General features: G+C 75.0%; 18 protein-coding genes. 9 read left to right on the top strand and 9 right to left on the bottom strand.

Annotated elements, in window-relative coordinates; translation table 11 throughout:
• Positions 1-2: 2 nt before the first annotated feature.
• Both AB0M54_RS14945 and AB0M54_RS14940 read left to right on the top strand, forming a co-directional pair.
• Positions 3-1,109, top strand: a complete 1,107-nt coding sequence (locus AB0M54_RS14945; protein WP_364321209.1) for a DUF58 domain-containing protein — start codon at positions 3-5, stop codon at positions 1,107-1,109.
• On the top strand, positions 1,088-3,229 hold the full coding sequence (locus tag AB0M54_RS14940) for a transglutaminaseTgpA domain-containing protein (RefSeq protein ID WP_364471488.1): 2,142 nt from the start codon (positions 1,088-1,090) through the stop codon (positions 3,227-3,229). Before AB0M54_RS14945 ends, AB0M54_RS14940 begins: the two co-directional genes overlap by 22 nt.
• Here the strand turns inward: AB0M54_RS14940 and AB0M54_RS14935 are convergent.
• Positions 3,186-4,442, bottom strand: coding sequence for a hypothetical protein (locus AB0M54_RS14935; protein WP_364471485.1), 1,257 nt, complete (start codon positions 4,440-4,442; stop codon positions 3,186-3,188). The genes AB0M54_RS14940 and AB0M54_RS14935 overlap by 44 nt on opposite strands.
• 133 nt (positions 4,443-4,575) lie before the next feature.
• Between AB0M54_RS14935 and eccD the strand changes: the two genes are divergently transcribed.
• Together eccD and eccB are read left to right on the top strand one after the other, a co-directional pair.
• Positions 4,576-5,895 carry a type VII secretion integral membrane protein EccD gene (gene eccD / locus AB0M54_RS14930; protein ID WP_364471482.1) on the top strand — a complete coding sequence of 440 codons (1,320 nt, stop codon included), beginning with the start codon at positions 4,576-4,578 and terminating at the stop codon, positions 5,893-5,895.
• 1 nt (position 5,896) lies between these two features.
• Entirely contained in the window at positions 5,897-7,303 is a 1,407-nt protein-coding gene (gene eccB, locus AB0M54_RS14925; protein WP_364321221.1) for a type VII secretion protein EccB, read from the top strand.
• Between the two features lie 2 nt (positions 7,304-7,305).
• Here eccB and AB0M54_RS14920 read toward each other — a convergent pair whose 3' ends face one another.
• The 3 genes from AB0M54_RS14920 to AB0M54_RS14910 are packed head-to-tail and all read right to left on the bottom strand — an operon-like array spanning position 7,306 to position 9,326.
• Positions 7,306-7,680: a VOC family protein gene (locus tag AB0M54_RS14920; RefSeq protein WP_364471479.1), complete on the bottom strand. Its 375-nt coding sequence runs from the start codon at positions 7,678-7,680 to the stop codon at positions 7,306-7,308.
• 23 nt (positions 7,681-7,703) lie between these two features.
• A complete protein-coding gene (locus tag AB0M54_RS14915) occupies positions 7,704-8,525 on the bottom strand; it encodes an alpha/beta hydrolase (RefSeq protein WP_364471476.1) in 822 nt (273 codons plus the stop codon).
• Positions 8,526-8,537: 12 nt separating this feature from the next.
• The gene (locus AB0M54_RS14910; protein WP_364471473.1) at positions 8,538-9,326 is read right to left on the bottom strand and encodes a poly-gamma-glutamate hydrolase family protein; all 789 of its coding nucleotides are present in this window, start codon (positions 9,324-9,326) and stop codon (positions 8,538-8,540) included.
• Between the two features lie 50 nt (positions 9,327-9,376).
• Between AB0M54_RS14910 and AB0M54_RS14905 the strand changes: the two genes are divergently transcribed.
• Positions 9,377-9,958, top strand: a complete 582-nt coding sequence (locus AB0M54_RS14905; protein WP_364321233.1) for a nucleotidyltransferase family protein — start codon at positions 9,377-9,379, stop codon at positions 9,956-9,958.
• A gap of 19 nt (positions 9,959-9,977) precedes the next feature.
• Here AB0M54_RS14905 and AB0M54_RS14900 read toward each other — a convergent pair whose 3' ends face one another.
• Genes AB0M54_RS14900 through eccCa form a run of 3 tightly spaced genes read right to left on the bottom strand, consistent with a single transcriptional unit; the run spans position 9,978 to position 15,504 of the window.
• Positions 9,978-11,282, bottom strand: a complete 1,305-nt coding sequence (locus tag AB0M54_RS14900; RefSeq protein WP_364471470.1) for a hypothetical protein — start codon at positions 11,280-11,282, stop codon at positions 9,978-9,980.
• Between the two features lie 3 nt (positions 11,283-11,285).
• The gene (locus AB0M54_RS14895; RefSeq protein ID WP_364321239.1) at positions 11,286-11,585 is read right to left on the bottom strand and encodes a hypothetical protein; all 300 of its coding nucleotides are present in this window, start codon (positions 11,583-11,585) and stop codon (positions 11,286-11,288) included.
• Between the two features lie 22 nt (positions 11,586-11,607).
• Positions 11,608-15,504, bottom strand: coding sequence for a type VII secretion protein EccCa (eccCa, locus tag AB0M54_RS14890; protein WP_364471467.1), 3,897 nt, complete (start codon positions 15,502-15,504; stop codon positions 11,608-11,610).
• Between the two features lie 123 nt (positions 15,505-15,627).
• Between eccCa and AB0M54_RS14885 the strand changes: the two genes are divergently transcribed.
• Both AB0M54_RS14885 and AB0M54_RS14880 read left to right on the top strand, forming a co-directional pair.
• Positions 15,628-15,972: a hypothetical protein gene (locus AB0M54_RS14885; RefSeq protein WP_364471464.1), complete on the top strand. Its 345-nt coding sequence runs from the start codon at positions 15,628-15,630 to the stop codon at positions 15,970-15,972.
• Between the two features lie 2 nt (positions 15,973-15,974).
• Entirely contained in the window at positions 15,975-16,280 is a 306-nt protein-coding gene (locus AB0M54_RS14880) for a hypothetical protein (RefSeq protein ID WP_364471461.1), read from the top strand.
• A 54-nt stretch (positions 16,281-16,334) separates the two neighbouring features.
• Here the strand turns inward: AB0M54_RS14880 and mycP are convergent, their stop codons facing one another.
• Positions 16,335-17,531, bottom strand: coding sequence for a type VII secretion-associated serine protease mycosin (gene mycP, locus AB0M54_RS14875; RefSeq protein ID WP_364471458.1), 1,197 nt, complete (start codon positions 17,529-17,531; stop codon positions 16,335-16,337).
• Positions 17,532-17,726: 195 nt separating this feature from the next.
• On the opposite strand from mycP, the gene AB0M54_RS14870 reads away from it, so the two are divergent.
• Positions 17,727-18,167 (top strand): hypothetical protein, encoded by a 441-nt coding sequence (locus AB0M54_RS14870; RefSeq protein WP_364471455.1) that lies wholly within the window; start codon positions 17,727-17,729, stop codon positions 18,165-18,167.
• Between the two features lie 14 nt (positions 18,168-18,181).
• Entirely contained in the window at positions 18,182-18,607 is a 426-nt protein-coding gene (locus AB0M54_RS14865; protein ID WP_364471452.1) for a PPOX class F420-dependent oxidoreductase, read from the top strand.
• Here AB0M54_RS14865 and AB0M54_RS14860 read toward each other — a convergent pair.
• Complete coding sequence (locus AB0M54_RS14860; protein WP_364471450.1) at positions 18,604-20,097, bottom strand: FAD-binding oxidoreductase; 1,494 nt, start codon at positions 20,095-20,097, stop codon at positions 18,604-18,606. The genes AB0M54_RS14865 and AB0M54_RS14860 overlap by 4 nt on opposite strands.
• Position 20,098 lies beyond the last annotated feature (1 nt).

Below are 20,098 nucleotides of genomic sequence, written 5' to 3'. Positions count from 1 at the left end.
CCGTGCGGCTCACCGGCCGGGGCATCGCGGCCTCTGTGGCGGCGGTGCTGCTGCTGGCGGCCGGCCTGTGGCTGCGGTTCCCGGTGCTGACCACGCTGGGCGCGATCCTGGCCGGGGCGGTGCTGGTCGCGGTCGCGCTGACCGCGCCGCCGCTGGAGGTCCGGGTGCACCGGGTGGTGCATCCCGATCGGGTCGAGCGGGGCCGGCCGGCGCTGGCCCGGCTGCGCGTCCGCAGCACCGGGAAGCGTCGCCAGGCCGGCTTCACCGCCGAGGACGCCGCCGGTGGGGCGACGCGCGAGGTGCGGTTGCCCGGGCTGCTGCCGGGGGCGGAAGCGACCCGCAACTACGAGTTGCCCACGGCCGTACGCGGACGGTTGACGGTCGGCCCGCTGACCCTGCACCGCGCCGACCCGTTCGATCTGGCCCGGCGGGCGCTGGCCACCGGCGAGACCACCACGCTGTGGGTGCATCCGCGTCAGCACGCCGCCCGGGCGCTGGTCGCGGGCGTGCCCCGGCACCACCACGAGGGCGCGCCGGACGTCACCCTGCGCGGGTCGGTCGAGCTGCTCGACGTCCGCGAGTACGTGCCCGGCGACGAGGTGCGCCACCTGCACTGGAAGGCGACCGCGCGAACCGGCCGGCTGATGGTCCGTGACCTGGCCGACCCGCGCCGCGGCCGTACCACGGTGCTGCTGGACAACCGGCCGGGCGCGCTGACCCCGGCGTTCTTCGAGGAGGCGGTGGATCTGGCCGCCTCGCTGCTGTGCGCGTCGACCCGGGCCGCCCAGGACACCCGCCTGCTCACCTGGTCGGGCCGGGAGGTCGCGGTGCAGGGCGGGCCGCTGGCCACGAGACGGCTGCTGGACGAGCTGAGCGAGGTGCGGCAGGACGCCGCCGGCGACGTCCCGCGGGTGCGGCCCGGCGGGGGACTGGTGCTGATCACCGGGGGCGGCACAACGGTGGAGGCGGTGCTGGCCCGGCGGTCCGGGTTCGCCGAGGTGGTGGTGGTCGCCCTGGGCGGGTGGCTGGAGGCTCCGGCCGGGGTACGCGTGTTCCGCGCGCTCGGTGCGGCACAGGCGGTGCGGCAGTGGAACGAATCACTGGGCTGACCTGGCGTGCGGCCGGCCCGGTGCTGGCCGCCGTCATCGCCGGGCTGTTCTTCGCGCCGGTCTACGGCCTGACCCCGCTGCTCGCGCCGGTCCTGATCCCGGCGGCCGTGGTGCTGGCCGTGACGCTGATCTGCGGGCGCCGCCCGGTCCTGCTCGACTGGCGCCCCCTGCTGTCCACCGTGGCCGGTCTGCTGGCCGTGGCCGAGACGCTGCTGTTCGGCACGACGCTGGCCGGGCTGCCGACCGGGTCCACCATCACCGCCCTGGCCGGCGGGGTGACCTCCTCCTGGCAGCAGGTGCTGGAGTCGACCTGGCCGGCCCGGCCCGACGCCGGCCTGCTGCTGTTCGTCCCGCTGCTGGTCACGGTGGCCGCGGTGCTGGGCGCGGAACTGGTGCTGCGGCTGCGGTCGCCGCTGGCCGCGCTGCTGCCGAGCCTGGCCGTGGTGGTGCTGAGCCAGTGCTACGCCGCGCTGACGCCGGGCGCCGCGGTGGCCGGGGCGCTGGCCTACGCCGTGGCGGCGGCGCTCACGCTGGCCACCCGGGCGACGCTGCCGAGGCTGGTGGCGGCCGGCGCGGCGAGCGTACTCCTGGCCGGTCTGTGTCTGGTTCTGCTGCCGGACGGCCGGGCCCGGTTCTCGTTGTACAACGGCCGGCCCGCGCCCGTGCCGGCGTTGCTGCCGGCCAACCCGCTGGACGAGGTCGCCTTCCGGCTCGGAAATCGGAACACCGAGGTGTTCCGGGTCGCCCGTGGGTCCGATGTGGACCGCTGGCCGCTGGTGGTGCTCGACGACTTCGACGGGGTGAGCTGGAATCCGTCGGCGAGGTACCGGCGGATGGGCACGCTGCTGCCGCCGGGACCGCAGGTGCTGATCGGCACCAGCCTCCGGACGGCCGACCTGACCGTCACCGACACCGGCGGGCCGTGGCTGCCCAGCCAGACCTGGCCCGCCTCGGTGACCGGGATCGAGCCGCTGGTCATCCCCGAGTACGGCACCCTGCTGCGGGAGGACGTGCCGTCCGGGCCGACGGAGTACACGCTGAGCTGGTGGCAGCCTGACGTGGCCGTGGACGGGACGACGCTCGGCAGCGCCGCGATCGACCCGACGGCGTCCAGCGGTCTGAACGACCTCCCCGACGTGCCCGACGAGGTGCAGCGGCTGGCCGACGAGGCGATGAGCGGCCAGCTGCCGACGTTCCAGGGCGCGCTGGTGCTCGAGAAGTTCCTGAGCACCCACTACCACGCGGCGGACGGGCGGCCCCTGCCTACCGGGCACGGCTGGCCGCAGATCAAGAAGTTCCTGCTGGACACCAAGGACGGCACGAGCGAGCAGTTCGCCGCGGCGTACGTCGCGCTGGCCCGGATCGTCGGCATCCCGGCGCGGCTCGTGGTCGGCTACCGCACGCCCCGGCCCGAGGCGAACGGCGACATCGTGGTCCGGAACGGCAACATCTACGCCTGGCCCGAGGTGGCGGTCCAAGGGGTCGGCTGGGTGCCGCTGGACCCGTTCGAGTCGGCCTCCGGCGCCACGGCCACGGCCGGGACCGGGCTGGCCGCGGCGGTCTCCGGCGCCCGGGCCGCGCTGCCGCCGACCCAGGACCTGCGCGAGCCGCAGATCACGACGATCGGGCCGGCGCCGTCGCCCGCCCCGGACCGGCCGGTCCTGACCTGGACGGCCGTGCTGGCGGTGCTGCTCCTGGGCTGGCCGGTCGGCGTGCCGGCACTGTGGACGGTGCGGTCGTGGCGGCGCCGGCGGCGGGACGGCGCGGCGGCCGTGCTGGGCGCGTGGGCCGAGGTGCGGGACCGGCTGCGGGCGTACGGCGTGCCGGTCACGCCCGGCATGACCGTGCGTGACCTGGGCGCCGCCGCCGGTCCGGTCGCCGACGACGGGACGGTGGCCGAGATCCGTACCCTCGCGAAGACCGTCGACCGGACGCTGTGGTCGGGCGCGCGGCCGGCCGACGAGGAGGTCGTCCGGGCCTGGACGTCGGTCCGGGCGGTTCGTGGCGGCCTGGCCCGGCGCGGTCGCCTCGCCCGCGTCCGCGCCCTGCTCAACCCCCGCCCCCTGCTTCCGCCGGCTAGCGACGGCAGACGGCGCCGCGGATGGCCTTGGGCGCGCTGACCCAGCTCTCCAGTCCGTTCGTGGCCTGGACCTCGAAGCAGTACATGCGGCCCCGCTCCACCTGCACCCGGTGGGTCGTCCGACGACCCACGGGCTTTGTCTCGGCCTTCCCACCGCCCGGGGCCCAGGCCACCACGAAGTCCAGGTTGGGCAGGTCGCTGGTCCAGGTCAGTTCGACCACGGTGCCGAGGTCCTTGGGCGGGGCCAGCACCAGGTGTACGCCGGGGGCGCTCGCGCCCGGCGACGGCGCGGCGCTGGACGCGGCGGCGACCGGCGGGGTCACCGGCGGCACGTCCATGTCCCGGGGCTGGTTGAGCACGACCAGGGCCACCACCACGGCGAGCAGCGCCGCCACCGCCGCGGCGGCCAGCACCGAGGGCCGGGGCAGACGTCGTGGTTTCTCCGGGCCGAACTCGATGATCGGGGCGCCGGCCGGCCGCGGTCCGATGTGAGCCACCGGTCCGGCCAGCCGACCGGCCACCTCGGCCGGCCGTCGCTCCGGGTCCTTCTCCAGCAGGTCGCGGACCAGGTCGGCCAGCCAGGACGGCAGGTCGTCGCGTTCGATCGGGGGCGGCGGCTCGGTCAGCACCCGCAGCAGGTGATCGCCCTCGGGCTCGCCGGGCCGGGCCGGGAACGGCGGCGACCCGGCCAGGGCCAGGTGCAGGATCGCGCCCAGCCCGTACCGGTCGGCGCGCTCGTCCAGCACGCCGTCCCGGATCGTCTCCGGCGCCCGGTAGCCGGTGTCGTGCTCCGGCGGGTACGCCCGCCGCACGGCCACCCCGAAGTCGGTCAGCACCGGCTCGCCCGACTCCCGGAACAGCACGTTGCCCGGGGTCACGCCGCCGTGCACGACCCCGGCCACGGCCAGCGCCTCGGCCAGCGCCCCGCCCAGCGCGACCGTGTCCGGCACGGACAGCGGGCCGAACGCCTCGATCAGCTCGGGCAGCGACTGCGTGCACAACTCCCGGCGCAGCGCCGTGCGGCCGTCGGGCAGGTCGACGAGCCGGTCGGCCACCACGATCGGCGCGCCCGCCGCCGGACCGGCGAGCTTGCGCAGCTCACCCTCCACCTCGGAGCGGGTCCGCCGGTCGAGTCGCCCCGGCAGCACCTTCAGCACCCACGCCGCACCGCTGCCGGCCTGCACCGCGGCCAGGGCCGAGCCCGGGCCGTCGCCCAGCGGCACCAGGTCGCCGTACTCGTCGTCGATCGTCATGGCGCGCTCATCCTCATGTCCGCTAGCGGCCGTTGCCGTTCCCTCGCACCCACTGCCCGCCCATCGTAGGAAGGCGGGCCACCGCGCACCCACCGCCCGGCAGGATGCTGCCTCGTCAACAGGGGGATCCATCATGAACACCACCGGCCTGGTGCGGGTGACCGTGGCGGCCCCGGCCCGCCGGATCGACCTGGCCCTGCCCGACCGGGCCCCGGTCGCCGACCTGCTGCCCGGCCTGCTGCGCCGGGCCGCGCCCACCGACACCACCCCGGACGCGGGTTGGGTGCTGCGCCGCCCGGACGGCGCCCCGATCGAGCCGGCCGCCACCCTCGCCGCCCAGCATGTCCGCGACGGCGAGGTGCTGCACCTGGTGCCGGGCTCGCTGGTCTGGCCCGAGTTGGAGTACGACGACCTGGTCGACGCGATCGCCGGCGCGGCCGGGCGGGCGGGCCGGCTGTGGGGACCGCGGCACACCCGGATCGCCGGGCTGGCGGCGGCCGCCCCCGCGGTCGGGCTGATCCTGGTGGCCGTCGCGCGGGCCGGGGCCGGGCCGGCGGCGTTGCTGGTGGCGGCGGCCCTGCTGGCCGGCGGGACACTGCTGGCCCGGACCGGCGGCGACTCCGGCGCCGGGGCGGTGCTGGCCGGGCTGGCGCTGCCGGCCGCGTTCCTGGGCGGGGAGCTGACCATCGGCGTGCCGATCCTGGGGGGATGTGCGGCGGTGCTGGTGGCGGCCACGGCCGGGGTGATCGGGGTGGCCGACCGGGTGCCGGTGTTCGTCGCGGCGGCGGTGGCGGCGCTGCTCTGCGGACCGGCGGCCGCGTTCGTCCTGATCGGCCTGGCCACGCCGGCCGGAGCGGCGGCGGCCGCGGCGTCGGTGGTGTTCCTGTTCTCGCCGCTGCTGGGGCCGCTGGCCGCACGGCTCGGCCGGCTGCCCGCGCCGACGCTGCCACGCACCGCGGCCGACCTGGTGCGCGACGACCCGCAGCCGGCCCGGTCGGCGGTCGAGCAGGCGGTGATCCGGTCCGACGCGCTGCTCACCGGGATGCTCTGGGGCGGGGCGCTGACCGCGTCGGTCGCCGCCCTGCTGCTCGCCACCGGGCGGGGCGTGTCGACGGTGATCCTGCTGGCCGTGCTGGCGCTCGGGTACGGCGTACGCGCGCGCCTCTATCCGGCCGTACGCCACCGCCTGCCGTTGCTGATCGCGGCCGTGACCATCGCCGTGGCCCTGGCCGCCACCTGGCGCGCGATCCATCCGCCGGAGTTCGCCGTGCCGATCCTGCTCGCCCTGGTCGCGCTGGCCGTGGCGGCCGGGCTCACCTACAGCCGCCGCCCGCCCGGCGCCGCCCTCGGCCGGTACGCCGAGCACTTCGAGACCGTGCTGGTGCTCGCCTGTGTGCCGGTGCTGTGCGCCGTGCTGCAGCTGTTCGGCCTGGTCCGCGGGCTGGCGGGCTGACATGGCCACCCGCCGCGACCTGCTTCAGGCGCACCGCTTCCTGGGCCAGCGGGTGCACTCCGCCCTGGTCATCCACGAGACCGACCCGGAACAGCCGCCGTTCCGCCGCCCGGCCATCGCCGCCTGGGGGAGCGTCGCGCTGGCCGTGCTGGGGCTGGTCGCCGTGGGCGCGTACGGCTTCTTCCGGCCCGGCGGCAACAACGCCTGGCGGGACGGGAAGGCGGTGATCGTGGTCAAGGAGACCGGCGCCCGCTACGTCTACCTCGACCAGACGCTGCACCCGGTCCTCAACTACACGTCCGCGCTGCTCGCGCTGGGTGCCAACGGTCCCACCCGCTCGGTCTCCCGGGAGTCGCTGATGGGCGTCGCGCGCGGCCCGGCGATCGGCATCCCGGACGCCCCCGACACGCTGCCCGCCGCCGCCGGCGTGCTCGGCGCGGGCTGGTCGCTGTGCTCGCAGACGTCGGCCGACGCGACCGGCGCCGCCGTCGACACCTCGACTCTGCTGGTCGGCGCCGACCCGGCCGGCGCCCGCCCGATCGGGGAGCAGGCGCTGCTGGTCAAGGTGCCCGAGTCCGGCGACGAACACCTGATCTGGCACGGCCGGCGGCACCGGATCCGGCACACGGACGCGACCTTGGTCGGGCTCGCGCTGCGCGCGGAGCCGGTGGCCCGGGTGGGAACCGCGCTGGTCGACGTGCTTCCGGCGGGCGAGGCGATCGGCCCGCTTCCGGTACGCCGGGCCGGCCGCCCGTCGCGGGCCGTGCCGGGCCGGGCCGACCTGAGGGCCGGTCAGCTGCTCGTGGTCGACACCGGCGGCGAGGCGCAGTACTACCTGGCCGAGGAGGACCGGCTGCGGCCGATCACCGCGTTCCAGTCCGAGATCCAGCTCGCCGCCCCGGTCACGGCCGACGCCTACCCCGGCAACGAGCCGGCGCTGATCCCGCTCGGGGTGTCGGCGGCGGCCACCGCGGCTACCGGCGGGCCCGAGGCGTCACCCGGCGCGGCGCCCGCGACCCGTCCGCAGTTCGCCCCGGCCGGCGGCGGCCCGGTGTGTGTCACGTACGACGACGGCGCGGGGGTTCCGCGGGTGCGCGTGGGTGGCCGGCTGCCCGCGACCTCGGTGCCGACCCGGGGGCGTACGGCCGGCGGGCTGCCCCTGGCCGACCGCGTGCACGTCCCGCCGGGCCGGGTGGCGGTGGCCGAGGTGCTGCCCAGCGCGGCGGCCGGCGCCGGCACGCTGATGGTGGTCACCGACCAGGGGCGGGCGTATCCGCTGGCCGGCCGGGAGGTGCTGGGCATGCTCGGCTACGGCAAGGTCCGGCCGGTGCGGCTTCCGGCGACCCTGGTGTCCCGGGTGCCGCTGGGCGCGGGCCTCGACCCGGCCCATGCCCGTGATCCGGTCTGACCTCAGGCGTTCTGCCAGAGGCCGACCAGGTTGCCCTCGGTGTCGTGGAAGTAGGCGCTCCAGCCCATGTTGCCAACCGGCTGGCGGCCGATCGCCACCGTGCCGCCCAGCTTCTCCACCCGGGCCAGCGCGTCGTCGAGGTCGTCGACCCCGATCGTGATCAGCGGCGCCTGGATCGGGCCCTGCCGCTTCAGCATGCCGCCGTTGATGCCGCCGGCCTCACCGGCCCGCCCCGACTCGTCGCTGGGCGTGGTCGTCGCCAGCACGTACTGGTACTGGGGCATCGGGTTGAGATCCCACCCGAACGCCTCACGGTAGAACGACGTCGCCCGTTCGCCGTCGTCGAACGGCACCTCGAAATGGACCACCTTGTCCATGCTGACCTCCTGTTTTTCGCAGGTTAGCCCGCCGCGGTGATCCGGGCCAGCGCCGCGTGGGCCAGCGCGCCGGGCGCCTCCTCGGGGATCCAGTGGCTGACGCCCTCGAGCGTGACGAGGCGGTAGTCGGCGGTCACCCAGTCGGCGCAGAGGCGCGCGGCGGTCTCGCCGACCGCCGAGTCCTGATCGCTCCAGACGAAGGTGGTGGGCACCGTGACCGGGTCGAGCTCGACCCGCCCGGCCACCTGGATCGCGCGGTACCAGTTGACCCCGCCGGTCAGCCGGGCCGGGTCGCGCATCGCGTCGACGTACAGCTCGCCGCGCTCGCCGATCGGGGCGAGGATCTCGCGGAACCAGGCGAAGTCGTCGGCCCGGCAGGTGTCCTCGCCGTCCGGCGCGGACAGGACGGCCTGGTAGCCGAAGCGCTCGCGCTGGCTCTCGTCCGTCCGGAGCGCCTCGCCCATCGCGTTCAGATGGGGCACCGAGACCGCGGTCAGGGTGTGCACCCGATCGGCGTGCCGGGCGGCGATCACCCAGGCGACGCCGGCGCCCCAGTCATGTCCGATCAGGTGGACCCGGTCGATCCCGAGCTGGTCGAGGACGGCGACGGCGTCCTCGGCCGCCTCGGCCGTCGTGTACGCCGCCACGTCGGCCGGGCGGGCGCCCGGGGCGTAACCGCGCTGGTCGTACGCGATGGTCCGCAGCCCCGCGGCGTGCAGCTTGGGCCGGATCAGATCGAACTCGCGCTGGTCCTGCGGGAACCCGTGCAGGAGCAGCACCGGAGTGCCGTCCTCGGGCCCGCCGGTCACCACGTCGAACGTCAGTCCGCGTGCCTCGATCCGCATCGTTGCGACTCCTCAGCTCAGTGCTGTCCGGGTGGCGGCGACGAACCGCCAGAACAGGTCGGTCGTGGTGTTCTTCCGCTCGGCGGCCGTGTTGGTGCCGAACATCGCGTCTCGCAGCGGCGTGGTCAGCTCGAGCTGGGCGCCGGCGCCGGTGAAGGTGCGGTTGCAGATGTTGCGCGGGTCGGTGCCGCCCAGGTCGGTGGCGTCGGCCGCGTCGACCGCCTGGACGCCCGCGTTCTGGAAGGCGGTCAGCAGCCGGCCCTTGAGCGTGGCGTCGAGCCCGCCGACCAGCACCGCCTGGGTGTTCGCGGGCAGACCGGCCTGCTGGGTGGTGCACCCGTGCAGGCTCACCACGCGGGTGGCGCCGGCCGCGAGCAGCACGGCCACCGGGTCGTCGCAGTGCGTGGCGGTCACGTGCAGCTCACTGTTCCCGCTGCGCCGCAGCCCCTCGAACATCCAGTAGTCGTGCGCCGGCGCCGTGGCCGCCATCGTCGCCGGGTGGTAGCCGGCCACGGCCAGGCCCAGCTCCGACGTGCCCAGCTCGATCCCGCCGCCGTGCAGCGCCAGGATCGTCGTCTGCGGGAAGGGGCCCTGGTCCTGCTGCGATGCGGCGTGGCGACGGTAGCGCCGGCCGTAGTCGACCCCCTCGGTCAGCGCCGGGTCGGCGTAAAGAGCGGTGTTCGACGGGTACGCGTCGTCGGCCGCACTGGCGACCCCCGGCGCCATCCACTCCAGACCGCCGGCCACCGCCGCCGTCCCACCCAATGCCAGCAATGCCCGCCGTCGCGAAATAGCCCCCATGCCGACCCACCTTAGGAGGCGCCCGCAGCCGACCGGTGAACAATGTGTGCATGGCCACCGACGCCGAGCGACTCCGGGCAATCGTCACCTCGTCCCGCTGGATGACCCGGGTTCTCGACACCGTCGCGGCGTCCGGGCTGCCCGACGCCTGGGTCGGCGCGGGCGCGCTGCGCGACCTGGTGTGGGGTGAGCTGTACGGTCCGGGTTTCGACCCGTCGGTGGTACGCGACGTCGACGTCGTCTACTTCGACCCGGCCCACCTCGACCGCGGCGACGACGACCGGGCGACCGGGCGGCTGGCCGAGCTCTGGCCCGAGCCGCCCTGGGAGGCCAAGAACCAGGCCGCCGTCCACACCTGGTACCACGTGAAGTTCGGCGGCCCGCCCGTCCCGCCCTTCCCGTCGGTCGCCGACGCGGTCGCCACCTGGCCGGAATTCGCGACCGCGGTGGCCGTACGCCGCAATCGCCCGGGCGAGATCGACATCTGCGCGCCGCACGGCCTCGGCGATCTCCTGGCCGGCGTCTGGCGCCGCAACCCGGCCCGCGTCGACGTCCCGTTCTCCCGCACCCGCCTGGCCCGCCACCGCCCGGCCGCCCGCTGGCCCGGCGTGACCGTCATCGAGCCCTCCTGACTCGACGCCCCAAGGCGGTTCAGCGTCGGTGGAAGGGGTCCGGCGGGCGCTCGGCCTCCCACATGTCCTCGCGGAGCGGCTCGGCGGGGTCGGCCGGGGTGGTGGTGCCGGTGAGGAAGTCGGGGGTGGCGGCCATCGGGCCGGTGCGGCCTCGCAGGGCCGGTGGCACGCCGGGGACGTCGTGGAGCGGGCGGTGGCGATGGGTGTCGGCCTCGTCGCCGGGGCCGGGCCGGCCGCCGCTGCCGCCGCCGAGGCCGTGCATGCCCGCGCCGTACAGCGGCGGGATGAGCCGCCCGCGCGCCGCGCCGGAGCCGGCAACGCCCGCCGGGGCACGACCCACCGCACCGGCCGCCGGCGCGCCACCGGCCACGGGCGCCCCGCCGGTGAGATTGCGCCCGGCTTGCGGAATCACGCCCGCCCCGACGACCGGGGCGATCCCGCCGCCGATCCCGCCGATCCCGCCGCCGCCCAGCCCGGCCGAGCCGATGCCCGCCGGGGAGATGCCACTGATCGGGGTGATGGCCCCGCCGGCCAGCGAAGGGGTGAGTGAGGGGGTGTAGGGGGGCGTGAGAGAGGGGCTCGGGCTCAACGGCGGGACCGACCCGGCGAGTCCGGGGGAGACCGGGGACATGGGCGGGATGGTCGCGCCGGGTGAGACCAGCGCGGGAGCGGAACCACCACCACCGACGCCCTCGGGGGCCGTCGCCGCCATTGTCGAGGGGTCGGCGCCGGCGCCCGCGCCGGCGCCGGCGGGTTCGGCCCCACCGATCTCGGCCCCGGCGGCCGCCGCCGCGCCGGCGCCCGGCCCGTCCCAGGCCGTGCCGGCGGACGCGCCGGAGACCCGGGCGGCCGCATCCGCGAACTGGCCGTCGAGCTCCGCCAGCATCGCCGCCGCCGCCTGCACGATCCCGGCGAGCTCGATCTCGAGGGCCGCGAGGCCGGCCTCGTCGGCGACGACCGTGGCCGCGACCTGGTTGTACTCGTTCGCCTTGTCGCGGATGCCCTGCACGGTGGTTCGCACCGCCGCCCCCAGCTGCGCGACCATGGCCGGCAGGTTCGCCGCGGTCAGCGCCGTCTCCCAGCCGCCGACCGTGCCGGCGCTGCCGTCCAGCTGTTCGCTGCACGACGTGCCGATCTCGTCCTTCCACGTGTCGGACACCCCGAGCGACGTGTTGCGGAGGGTTCCGGCGGTGACACCCAAGCCGTCGGCCACGGTCTGCCAGGCCGCGCCGCTGTCCTCCAGGGCCGGAACGTGGCCGTTCAGCTGCGCCACGGCCTGGTCGAGGATCCGCTGCATGGCGCCGGTCAGGTCAGGCTGTCCCACGGTTCATCTCATCTCCTTGACGGCGTTGGTCTCGCCGGCGTCGTAGTTGTCGGCGCCGGCCTGGATCATCGCGGCGTACGCCGGGACCCCGGCCTCCACCGCCGTGCAGAACGTGATGATGTCGTCCGCGACCTGGGCGGCCGCCAGGCTGAACTGCCGGCAGCCGGGCATCGGGTCGCCACATAGTGCCGTGGACGCCTTCGCCCTCGTCGCCGCTTCCTTCGCGGCCATGATGTCCGCCGGGTCGAGCGCTTGGGCCACGTCGCGCAGCCCGCCGGTCTCGGCGTCCATGAGATCCGCCATGTCGTCAACCTTCCTCACGATGTCAGTCCTCATCGGACGGTGGGTGCCAGGCGAGCTGGATCATCCGGGGTGGCTCGCCGCGGGTGATGAGCCGGCCGCGCCCGGGCGGCAGGTGCTCGGCGCGCAGCCCGCCGAGCAGCGGTCCCTCGGCGCGGTCGCCGCTGAGCAGCACGCCGGGCGTGCCGACGTCCCGGAGCCGGGACAGGAACGGTTCGAACAGCGCCCGCCCGGCCCCGCCGCTGCGCCGGGTCACCACGAGGTGCAGGCCGAGTTCGCGGCCCTGCGGCAGGAACTCGAACATCGGCTGGAGCGGATCGTCCATCCGGCTGGCCACCAGGTCGAGGTCGTCGATCAGGACGAACAGCTCGGGTCCCGTCCACCACGACCGTTTGCGCAGCTGATCCGGCGTCACATCGGGCCCGGGGAGCCGCTGCCGCAGGGCCAGCGCCGCCTCGGTCATCAGCTTGCGGGTGCCGCCGGCGCTGGTGCCGTGGCCGAGCAGATGGGTCTCGGGCACCTCGCCGAGCAGCCCGCGCCGGTGGTCGACCAGGATGATCCGGGCCTGCTGCGGCGACCGGCCGGCGACGATCCGCTTGGCCAGCGTACGCAGGAAGCCGGTTTTTCCGGACCGTCCGTCACCGACCAGGACCAGGTGCGGCTCGGCCGCGAAGTCCACCCGCGCCGGCCCGAGATCCTGTTCGTCGAGGCCGATCGGCAGGGCCAGGCCGTCGTCCGGCGCCGGCAGGTCGGTGTGCGGAACCAGAGCGGGAAGCAGCCGTACGCGCGGAGCACGCTCCCGCGGCCACTGCTGGGCGACGGCCTGCACCAGCGCGGCGGTGGCCTCCCGCAGCCCGTCCTCCGCGCGTACCCCGTCGATCCGCGGCAGCGCCAGGTGCATCTGATGCTTGGACGGCGCGATGCCCCGGCCCGGCGCGTTCTCCGGCACCCGCTGCGCCGCGGCCCGGTCGATCATGGTGTCGACCGGCTCGCCGAGCCGCAGCTCGACCCTGGTGGCGAACAGGTCCCGCATGGCCGGCCGCAGCTCGAACGACCGCGCCGCCGAGACGATCAGGTGCACCCCGTAGGCGAGGCCCCGCGCCGCCAGGTCGGTGAACGGGTCCTCCAGGTCGTCGAACTCCTTGCGGACCGTGCCCCAGCCGTCCGCGACCAGGAACACGTCGCCGTACGCCTGCCCGGCGTGCTCGCCCCGGGCCCGGGCCTCGCGGTAGTCGGCGATCCCGTCGATCTCGTGCTCGGCGAACCACCGTTCCCGCTCGTTCAGCAGCGTGGTCACCTGGGCGACGGTCCGCCGTACCGCGCCGGTGTTCTGCCGGTTGGCGATCCCGCCGACGTGCGGCAGCCCGCGCAGCGCGCTGAGCCCGCCGCCGCCGAAGTCGAGGCAGTAGAACTGCACGTCGCGCGGCGAGTGGGCGAGGGCCAGCGAGGCGATCACGGTACGCAGCGCGGTGCTCTTGCCGCTGCGCGGCCCGCCCATCACCAGCAGGTGCCCGGCGCCCGCGGAGAGATCGATCAGGTACGGGTCCCGGCACTGCTCCAGCGGCTTGTCGACGATGCCGATGAACGCGTTGAGGGGCTCGAACCCGCCGCTGGCCGCCACGTCCAGCGTGGGCGGGGCGGACAGCGGTGGCAGCCACACCTGATGGGCCGGTGTGCCCTGCCCGGCGAGCCGCCCGACCAGGATGTCCAGCAGGCTGTCTCCGGTGTCCCGGTCCGGGTCCGACACCGGTGTCACGGGCGCGGCGGCCGGGCGCAGGTAGGCGGTGGTCCAGTCCAGCAGCTCGATGTCATCGGTGTCGTCGCCCGTGATCGCGCCGGGTCCGGGCCGCCGGTGCACCCCGGACACGTACGCCGACTTGAAGCGCACCAGCGGCTCCATGCCGTACTGGAAATAGCCGTGCCCCGGCGCGCGCGGCAGCTCGAACGCGTCGGTCACCCCGATCACCGCCCGGCTCTCCATCGCCGAGAACGTGCGCAGCCCGATCCGGTAGGAGAGGTGCCCGTCCAGCCCGCGGAGCCGCCCCTCCTCGAGCCGCTGACTGGCCAGCAGCAGGTGCACGCCCAGCGACCGGCCCAACCGTCCGATCTGGACGAACATGTCGATGAAGTCGGGCTTGGCCGACAGCAGCTCGCTGAACTCGTCGCAGACCACCAGCAGGGTGGGCACCTGGGGGAGCGGGGCGCCGGCCACCCGGGCCCGCTCGTAGTCCCGGAACGACGCGAAGTTCCCGGCCGCGTGCAACAGTTCCTGCCGGCGTCTCAGCTCGCCGTTGAGCGCGTCGGTCATGCGGTCGACCAGCGGCAACGCGTCGACCAGGTTGGTGATCACGGCGCTGGTGTGCGGCAGCGCGTCCATCCGCGCGAACGTCGCGCCGCCCTTGAAGTCGATCAGCGCGAAGTTCAGCTCGTTCGGCGGATGCGTGACCGCGAGCCCGAGCACCAGCGTGCGCAGCAGCTCCGACTTGCCCGAGCCGGTGGCGCCGATCAGCAGCCCGTGCGGGCCCATGCCGTCCTCGGCCGACTCCTTCAGATCCAGTTCGATGGGTACGCCGTCCGCGCCCACGCCGAACCGCACCCGCAGCCGGTCCCGGGCCGGCCGCGGCCGCCAGCCGTGCTCCGGCCGGTGCGTCCACGGGTCGCCCAGGCCGAGCAGGTCCTCCAGCCCCAGGTCGGCGGCCAGGGCCGGCTCGCCCGGGTCGGAGCCGGACAGCCGCAGCGGCGCGAGCTGCCGGGCCAGCCCTTCGGCGGCCGTGGTGGCCAGCCCGTCCGCGGCGCCCAGCACGGTGCGCCCGTCCATCCCCAGCACCGCCAGCTCACCCTCCGGCGACACCTCCAGCACCAGCGTGCCCCGGTCCATCGCCCGTGGCGCCGGCCCGAGGTCGAGCACCACCACGCCTTCCAGCCCGCCGCCCAGGTGCTCGGGACCGTGCAGGTCGGCGCCGTCACGGACGACCACGAGCTGCGGCGATCCGACCGGGTAGCGGCCGTTCGGGTCGAACCGGGGCCGGTTGGCGAGCATCCCGGCCAGCAGCTGCTCCAGCGCGTTGAGGCTCGGCGCGACCAGCCGCACCGGCCCGGCCGCGTCGGTCAGCGCCGGGTGTCCCGCGTGCGGCAGCCACTTCACCCAGTCCCATTCGGGGAGGCGATCGTGCGGCGCGCAGACCGCGACGCGTACGTCGTCCGGGGCGTGCAGCGCGACCAGCTGGCCGAGCATGGCCCGGACCAGCGCCGCGCCCCGCTCCCGGTCGCCCTGCACATGCACCCGGGCGAACCCGGTCAGCGGCATCGCCAGCGGCATCCCCGGCACCGCCGCGTGCGCCCGGATGAACCGGCGCAGGGCCAGGGCGGACAACGGTTCCAGCTCCTCGAGCGGCTTGGTGCTGGGCGGGACCAGGGTGGTCGCCGGCGACTGCGGCCCGGTGCCCACCCGTACCACCGCGAAGTCCTCGTCGTCGGCCCGCCGCTCCCACAGCCGGGGTCCGGCGGCGACCGCCCACAGCGCGTCCGGCGCCGGGTGCAGGAACGCGGTCGCCGCCCGCTGCCGCTCGATGTCGCGCCGCATCCGGGCCCGGTGCTGGGCCAACCGGCGCAGGTAGAGCCGCCGCGCCTGGGCCATCGCCGAGCTGCTCGGGCCGCTGCCGCGCATGAGCATCACGATGATCACCAGGACCAGCACCGCGCCGACCACGCCGACCACGATCAGCCGCGTCGACGAGCCGTTCGAGCCGGAGTTCAGCCCGTAGAAACCCAGGAGGCCGACCATCGGCAGCAGGTAGAGGATCTGCGAGAGCTGCCGCTGGGTGGGCTCGGGGATCTCCGGCGGAGCCTCCAGGATCAGCTCGCCGGAGGGCGGCTCGGGGGCCGGCCGGCGCGCCGGGCGCCGGACGATGACCGTACTCATGAAGCGATCGTCGCGCCGGCGGCGCCGCGCGAACGGGCGCTGGCAGGAAGGTGACGACCCCGGTCCCGGCCCGGCGCCCCGACCTACCTTCGGCACCAGGACGAAGGACGGGAAGGAGTGAACGTGATTTTCGAAGGAATGAACGGCGAGACCGAGGCGATTGCCGGCGGCGGTCAGAACATGGTGACCGTGTCCAGCGACATGGCGGGGTACCAGCAGCGGGTGGCCGGGCTCGGCGACCAGCTGCGACCGTACTTCAACACCGGCGGGTCGTCGGTGATGTGGGAACAGCTGCTGGAGGACTTCCACCAGGCGTCGGGCAAGTTGATCTCGTCGTCCGAGCTGATGGGCACCACGTTCGGCCGCACGGCGAACATCATGGACGACTCGGAGGCGTTCGCCAGCCGGCAGCTCAGCAACGTCAAGATGGAGCGGGCGCTCAACCCGTCCGCCGCAGGGAGGGCATGACGATGGCACGGATCATGGTTGGCCTCGAGTCGATGGGTGACGCCCACCAGCAGATGATCGCGCTGGTGTCGGAGATCATCGACAACGTTTTCCACCTCAAGACCGGCAACGCGGCGGCCTTCGAGGAGTGGCAGGACATCGTCGCGCAGATGGCCGCGACGGACGGCACCACCCCGATGGAACAGTTCGCCCTCTCCCTCTCCAACATGTGGGAGATGCTCACCGGTGGCATGGGCGAGGTGCACAGGGGCTTCTCGGACGCGCACACGCAGAACAAACAGCTGGTCCAGAGCGCTAGGTTCAACTGAGCGGACGAAGGAGGGGAGCGACCGGCCGGTCGCTCCCCTCCTTCGTGCTGTTCCTCAGAAGAGGCGATCAGGCACATCGACCGTGGCGGGGCGATCCGCCAGTGGCGCGGCGCGACGCGGGGGGCGGACGCCGCGGGCCACCACGAACCGGCCGAGCAGCAGGACCAGGCACACCGCCACGGCGACCGCGAGGATCGGCAGCGCCGGGACCGGGGCGCGTGGCACCGGGGCGAGCGGCCGGGACACCGGCGGCACGCTGGCCGGCGCCGAAGTTACCAACTGGTCGGTAACAGCGCGGTACGGGTTCACCAACCCCGCCCCGTACGCCCGGCTGCCCTGCCCGCCCGGCGCCGGCGTGGCCGTGGCCAGGATCCGCTTCGCCACCTCGAGCGCGGACAGCTCCGGCCAGGCCGAGCGGACCAGCGCCGCGGTGGCCGCCACGAACGGCGCCGCGAAGCTGGTGCCCTGCCAGTACTGGTGCCCGCCGGCCCGGCTCGCGGCGAGCACGTCGCCGCCCGGCGCGACCAGGTCGACCTGCGAGCCGATCTGCGAGCCGTCCAGTCGCTGCCCGGCCTCGTCGATCGCGCCGACCCCGAGCACCCCGTCGTAGGCCGCCGGGTACGACACCTGCGGCGCCCGGCCCCGCTGCCCGTTCCCGGCCGCCGCCACCACGACCACGTCCTTGGCCACGGCGTGCCGGATCGCGTCCCGGATCCGCGGGTGGTCGCCGGCGCCGGCCAGGGACAGGTTCATCACCTTGGCGCCGTGGTCGGCCGCGTACCAGATGCCGCGGGCGAGCACGTCCGGGTCGATCATCTCCACGGCGCCGTCATCGGTGAGGCCGCGATCGCTCACCCGTACCGGCAGGATCGTGGCCCCCGGAGCGAGCCCCGCGAAACCGGCCCCGGCCACCGGCCGCGCCGCGACGATGCTGGCCACGGCCGTACCGTGCGAGTCGCAGTCGAACGCGCCGGGCAGGCTGCCGACCAGGTGGAAGTCCTCGCCGCGGAGCACCGCCCCGCGCGCCCGCAGCTGCGGATGATCGCGGTCGACGCCGGAGTCGACGACCGCGACGGTGACCCCCCGGCCGGTGCTGAACGGCCACACCGAGGCCGGGTCCAGCGTCCGCTGCGCCCACGGCAGCGCGGTGATCACCGGCTGGGCCGGCTGCGGGTTCGAGCAGGCGCCGGCCGGTGGGGCCGCCACCGGCACGGTGGCCGCCATCAGAAGCACAACGTGCGCGATTCCCATGCCCGCATGGTCGCCGCACCGGGGTGGCCGGGTGATTCGCTGACCGGATGCGGTCACCGCGGTTGGGGTCCGGCGCCGGCGAGTTTGATGTACGCCAGGTCACGACCCAATCCGGGCGAGGTGGCGGTGCACAGAACCGACGCGGAATCCGTCTAAGGGGATGTGTCTCACCCGAAGCATCGTCTCCTGAAGGCGATGGAGGACCACGAGTACCTCGCACCCCACCCCGGCGTGGTCTACGCCCGCGTCCAACTGCTGTCCCGCATCTACCGGCGCCGCCGGATGATCATGCAGTCGGCGGGCAGCGCGGTGCTGGGTGCGGGCCTGCTGGTCGGCCTGGTGCAGATGCACGGGTTCATCCAGGGCGACGCGATCCCGTCCGCGCAGGCGCCCGGGGTGGGAACCTTCGTCTCCGCACCGCCGCCGCTCCCGCCGCCCTCACCCAGCGTGACCCCGTCCGAGCCGCATGACCCCGATGAGCCCGAGCGGAACGCGTACTTCGCCGCCGGGTACGGCTGGGAAGAGGCCGAGAAGCTGGCCGCTCTCTGGAACCTGGAGGACCCCGCCGAGGCCAAGGTCAAGGCCGGCGCCCGCCTCCTCGACGGCAAGCGCCTGCCCTTCCGGCCGTTCCACTGAGGCATGATTCGACCATGACTGATTTCGACCCGCGGGCCCTGCTCGCGTCGAGCCGCCTGGGTGTGCTGGCCACCATCAAGGCGAGCGGCCTGCCTCAGCTCTCGCCGGTCACGCCGTACTACGACCAGACCGCCGAGAAGATCTATGTCTCGGTGACCGCGGGCCGCGCGAAGACGGCCAACCTGCGCCGCGACCCGCGCGCCGCGCTCGAGGTGACCAGCGCCGACGGGCGGTCGTGGGCCACCGCCGAGGGCCCGGTCGAGCTGATCGGGCCGGGCGCCGGCCCGAACGGCCCCGAGGTCGAGGCCCTGGTCGACTACTACCGCAGCGCGGCCGGCGAGCACCCCGACTGGGACGAGTACCGGTCGGTGATGGTCGCCGACCGCCGCGTCCTGCTGGTCCTGAACGTCAACAAGGTCTACGGCGAAAAGATCGGCTAAAGCGCGTACGCCGACCGGAACAGCTTGCCCGGGTCGGCCGTCGCGCGGACGCGGCGCAGCCGGGCCAGGTTCGGCCCGTGATAGCGGGCCAGCCGCGCCGGGTCGGGTTCGAGGTAGTTGACGTAGCGCCCGGCCGACCACGGGGCGACCGCGCGATGGCCGCGGTCGATCCAGGCGTACGCGTCCCGGACGGTCGCCGCGTCGCCCGCCCCGGGCATGATCAGCCACTGCATCAGCGTGTGGGAGCCGCGCCACGGGAAGGCGGTGGCGTCGGTCCGCACCCGGGCCGGGGCGCCCGTGAGCTGCTTGAGCTTGGCGACGCCGGGCCGTCCCGCGTTGGCCCGGTCACGCACCGCGGCCATGATCGCGGCGATCGCCCGCTCGGGCAGCGGCCCGGCGAAGACGTCACTGCCGACGATCTCGGTGCGGCTGTCGAGGCTGTTCGTCCGGTCGTGCACGACGTCCAGGTAGGGCCGCCGGCTCAGCTTCACCGACTGCGGCTCGCGGCCGATCGCCCGCTCGATGGCGCGGGCCTGGTCGTCCGGTGCGGCGCCGATGACAAACCCGTTGATGCGTACGCCCAGAGAACGATCCGCCCCGGCGATGAACTGGAACGACGACCAGGCGCCGCCCGCGCCCGTGATGGCGCGCTGCCAACCGGCCACCGCCGCGGACGCGTCGGCCCACGGGTAGGCGAGGGTGAACTGTCCCGTGGTCGCGGCCGGAAAGGTCCGCATCCGCCACTGCGTGACCACCCCGAACTGCCCGCCGCCACCACCGCGCAACGCCCAGAACAACTCCGGGTCCCGGGCCGCGTCGACGACGCGTTCCCGCCCGTCCGCGGTGACGAGCCGCGCCCCGACCACGGCGTCACAGGTCATCCCGTGCGCGGCCGACGCCATCCCGATCCCGCCGCCCGAGGTGATGCCGCTGATCCCCACGGTGCCGCAGGACCCGGACGGGATGGACACGCCGCGGGCGCCCAGCCGCTCGTACACCTCCATCAGCCGCGCCCCACCGCCGATGGTGGCGGTCCGGCTCGCCGCGTCGTAGCCGACCGCGGCGAGCCGTCGCAGATCCAGCACCAGGGCGGACGCACTGGTCGAGGCGCCGACATAGGAGTGCCCGCCGCCGCGCAGCACCACCGGCACCCCGTTGCGCCGGGCGAAGTTCACCGCCTCGGCGACGTCGGCGGCATGGGCGCAGCGAGCAACCGCGGGTGGCCGTACGCCATCGAACCGCGGGTCGTACAACCGCCGGGCCGCGTCGTACCCGCTGCTCCCCGGCCGTTCCACCGACCCGTCGAGCGAGGCGTCAAGCGCGGCCCAGTCCTTCTCCGACCCGCGCGCGCCGCCGGCAGCCGAGCCGCGCGCGACCCCGGTCGTCGAGCCGTGCGCGACCTCGGTCGCCGAGCCGCGCGCGACCCCGGTCGTCGAGCCGACCAGCGCGGCCGCGCCGGTGGCCAGCAGTGTCCGTCGAGCAAGCACCATG

This window comes from Actinoplanes sp. NPDC051470, assembly GCF_040682035.1.
Lineage (GTDB): Bacteria > Actinomycetota > Actinomycetes > Mycobacteriales > Micromonosporaceae > Actinoplanes.
This window is presented reverse-complemented; position numbering and strand designations above follow the sequence as displayed.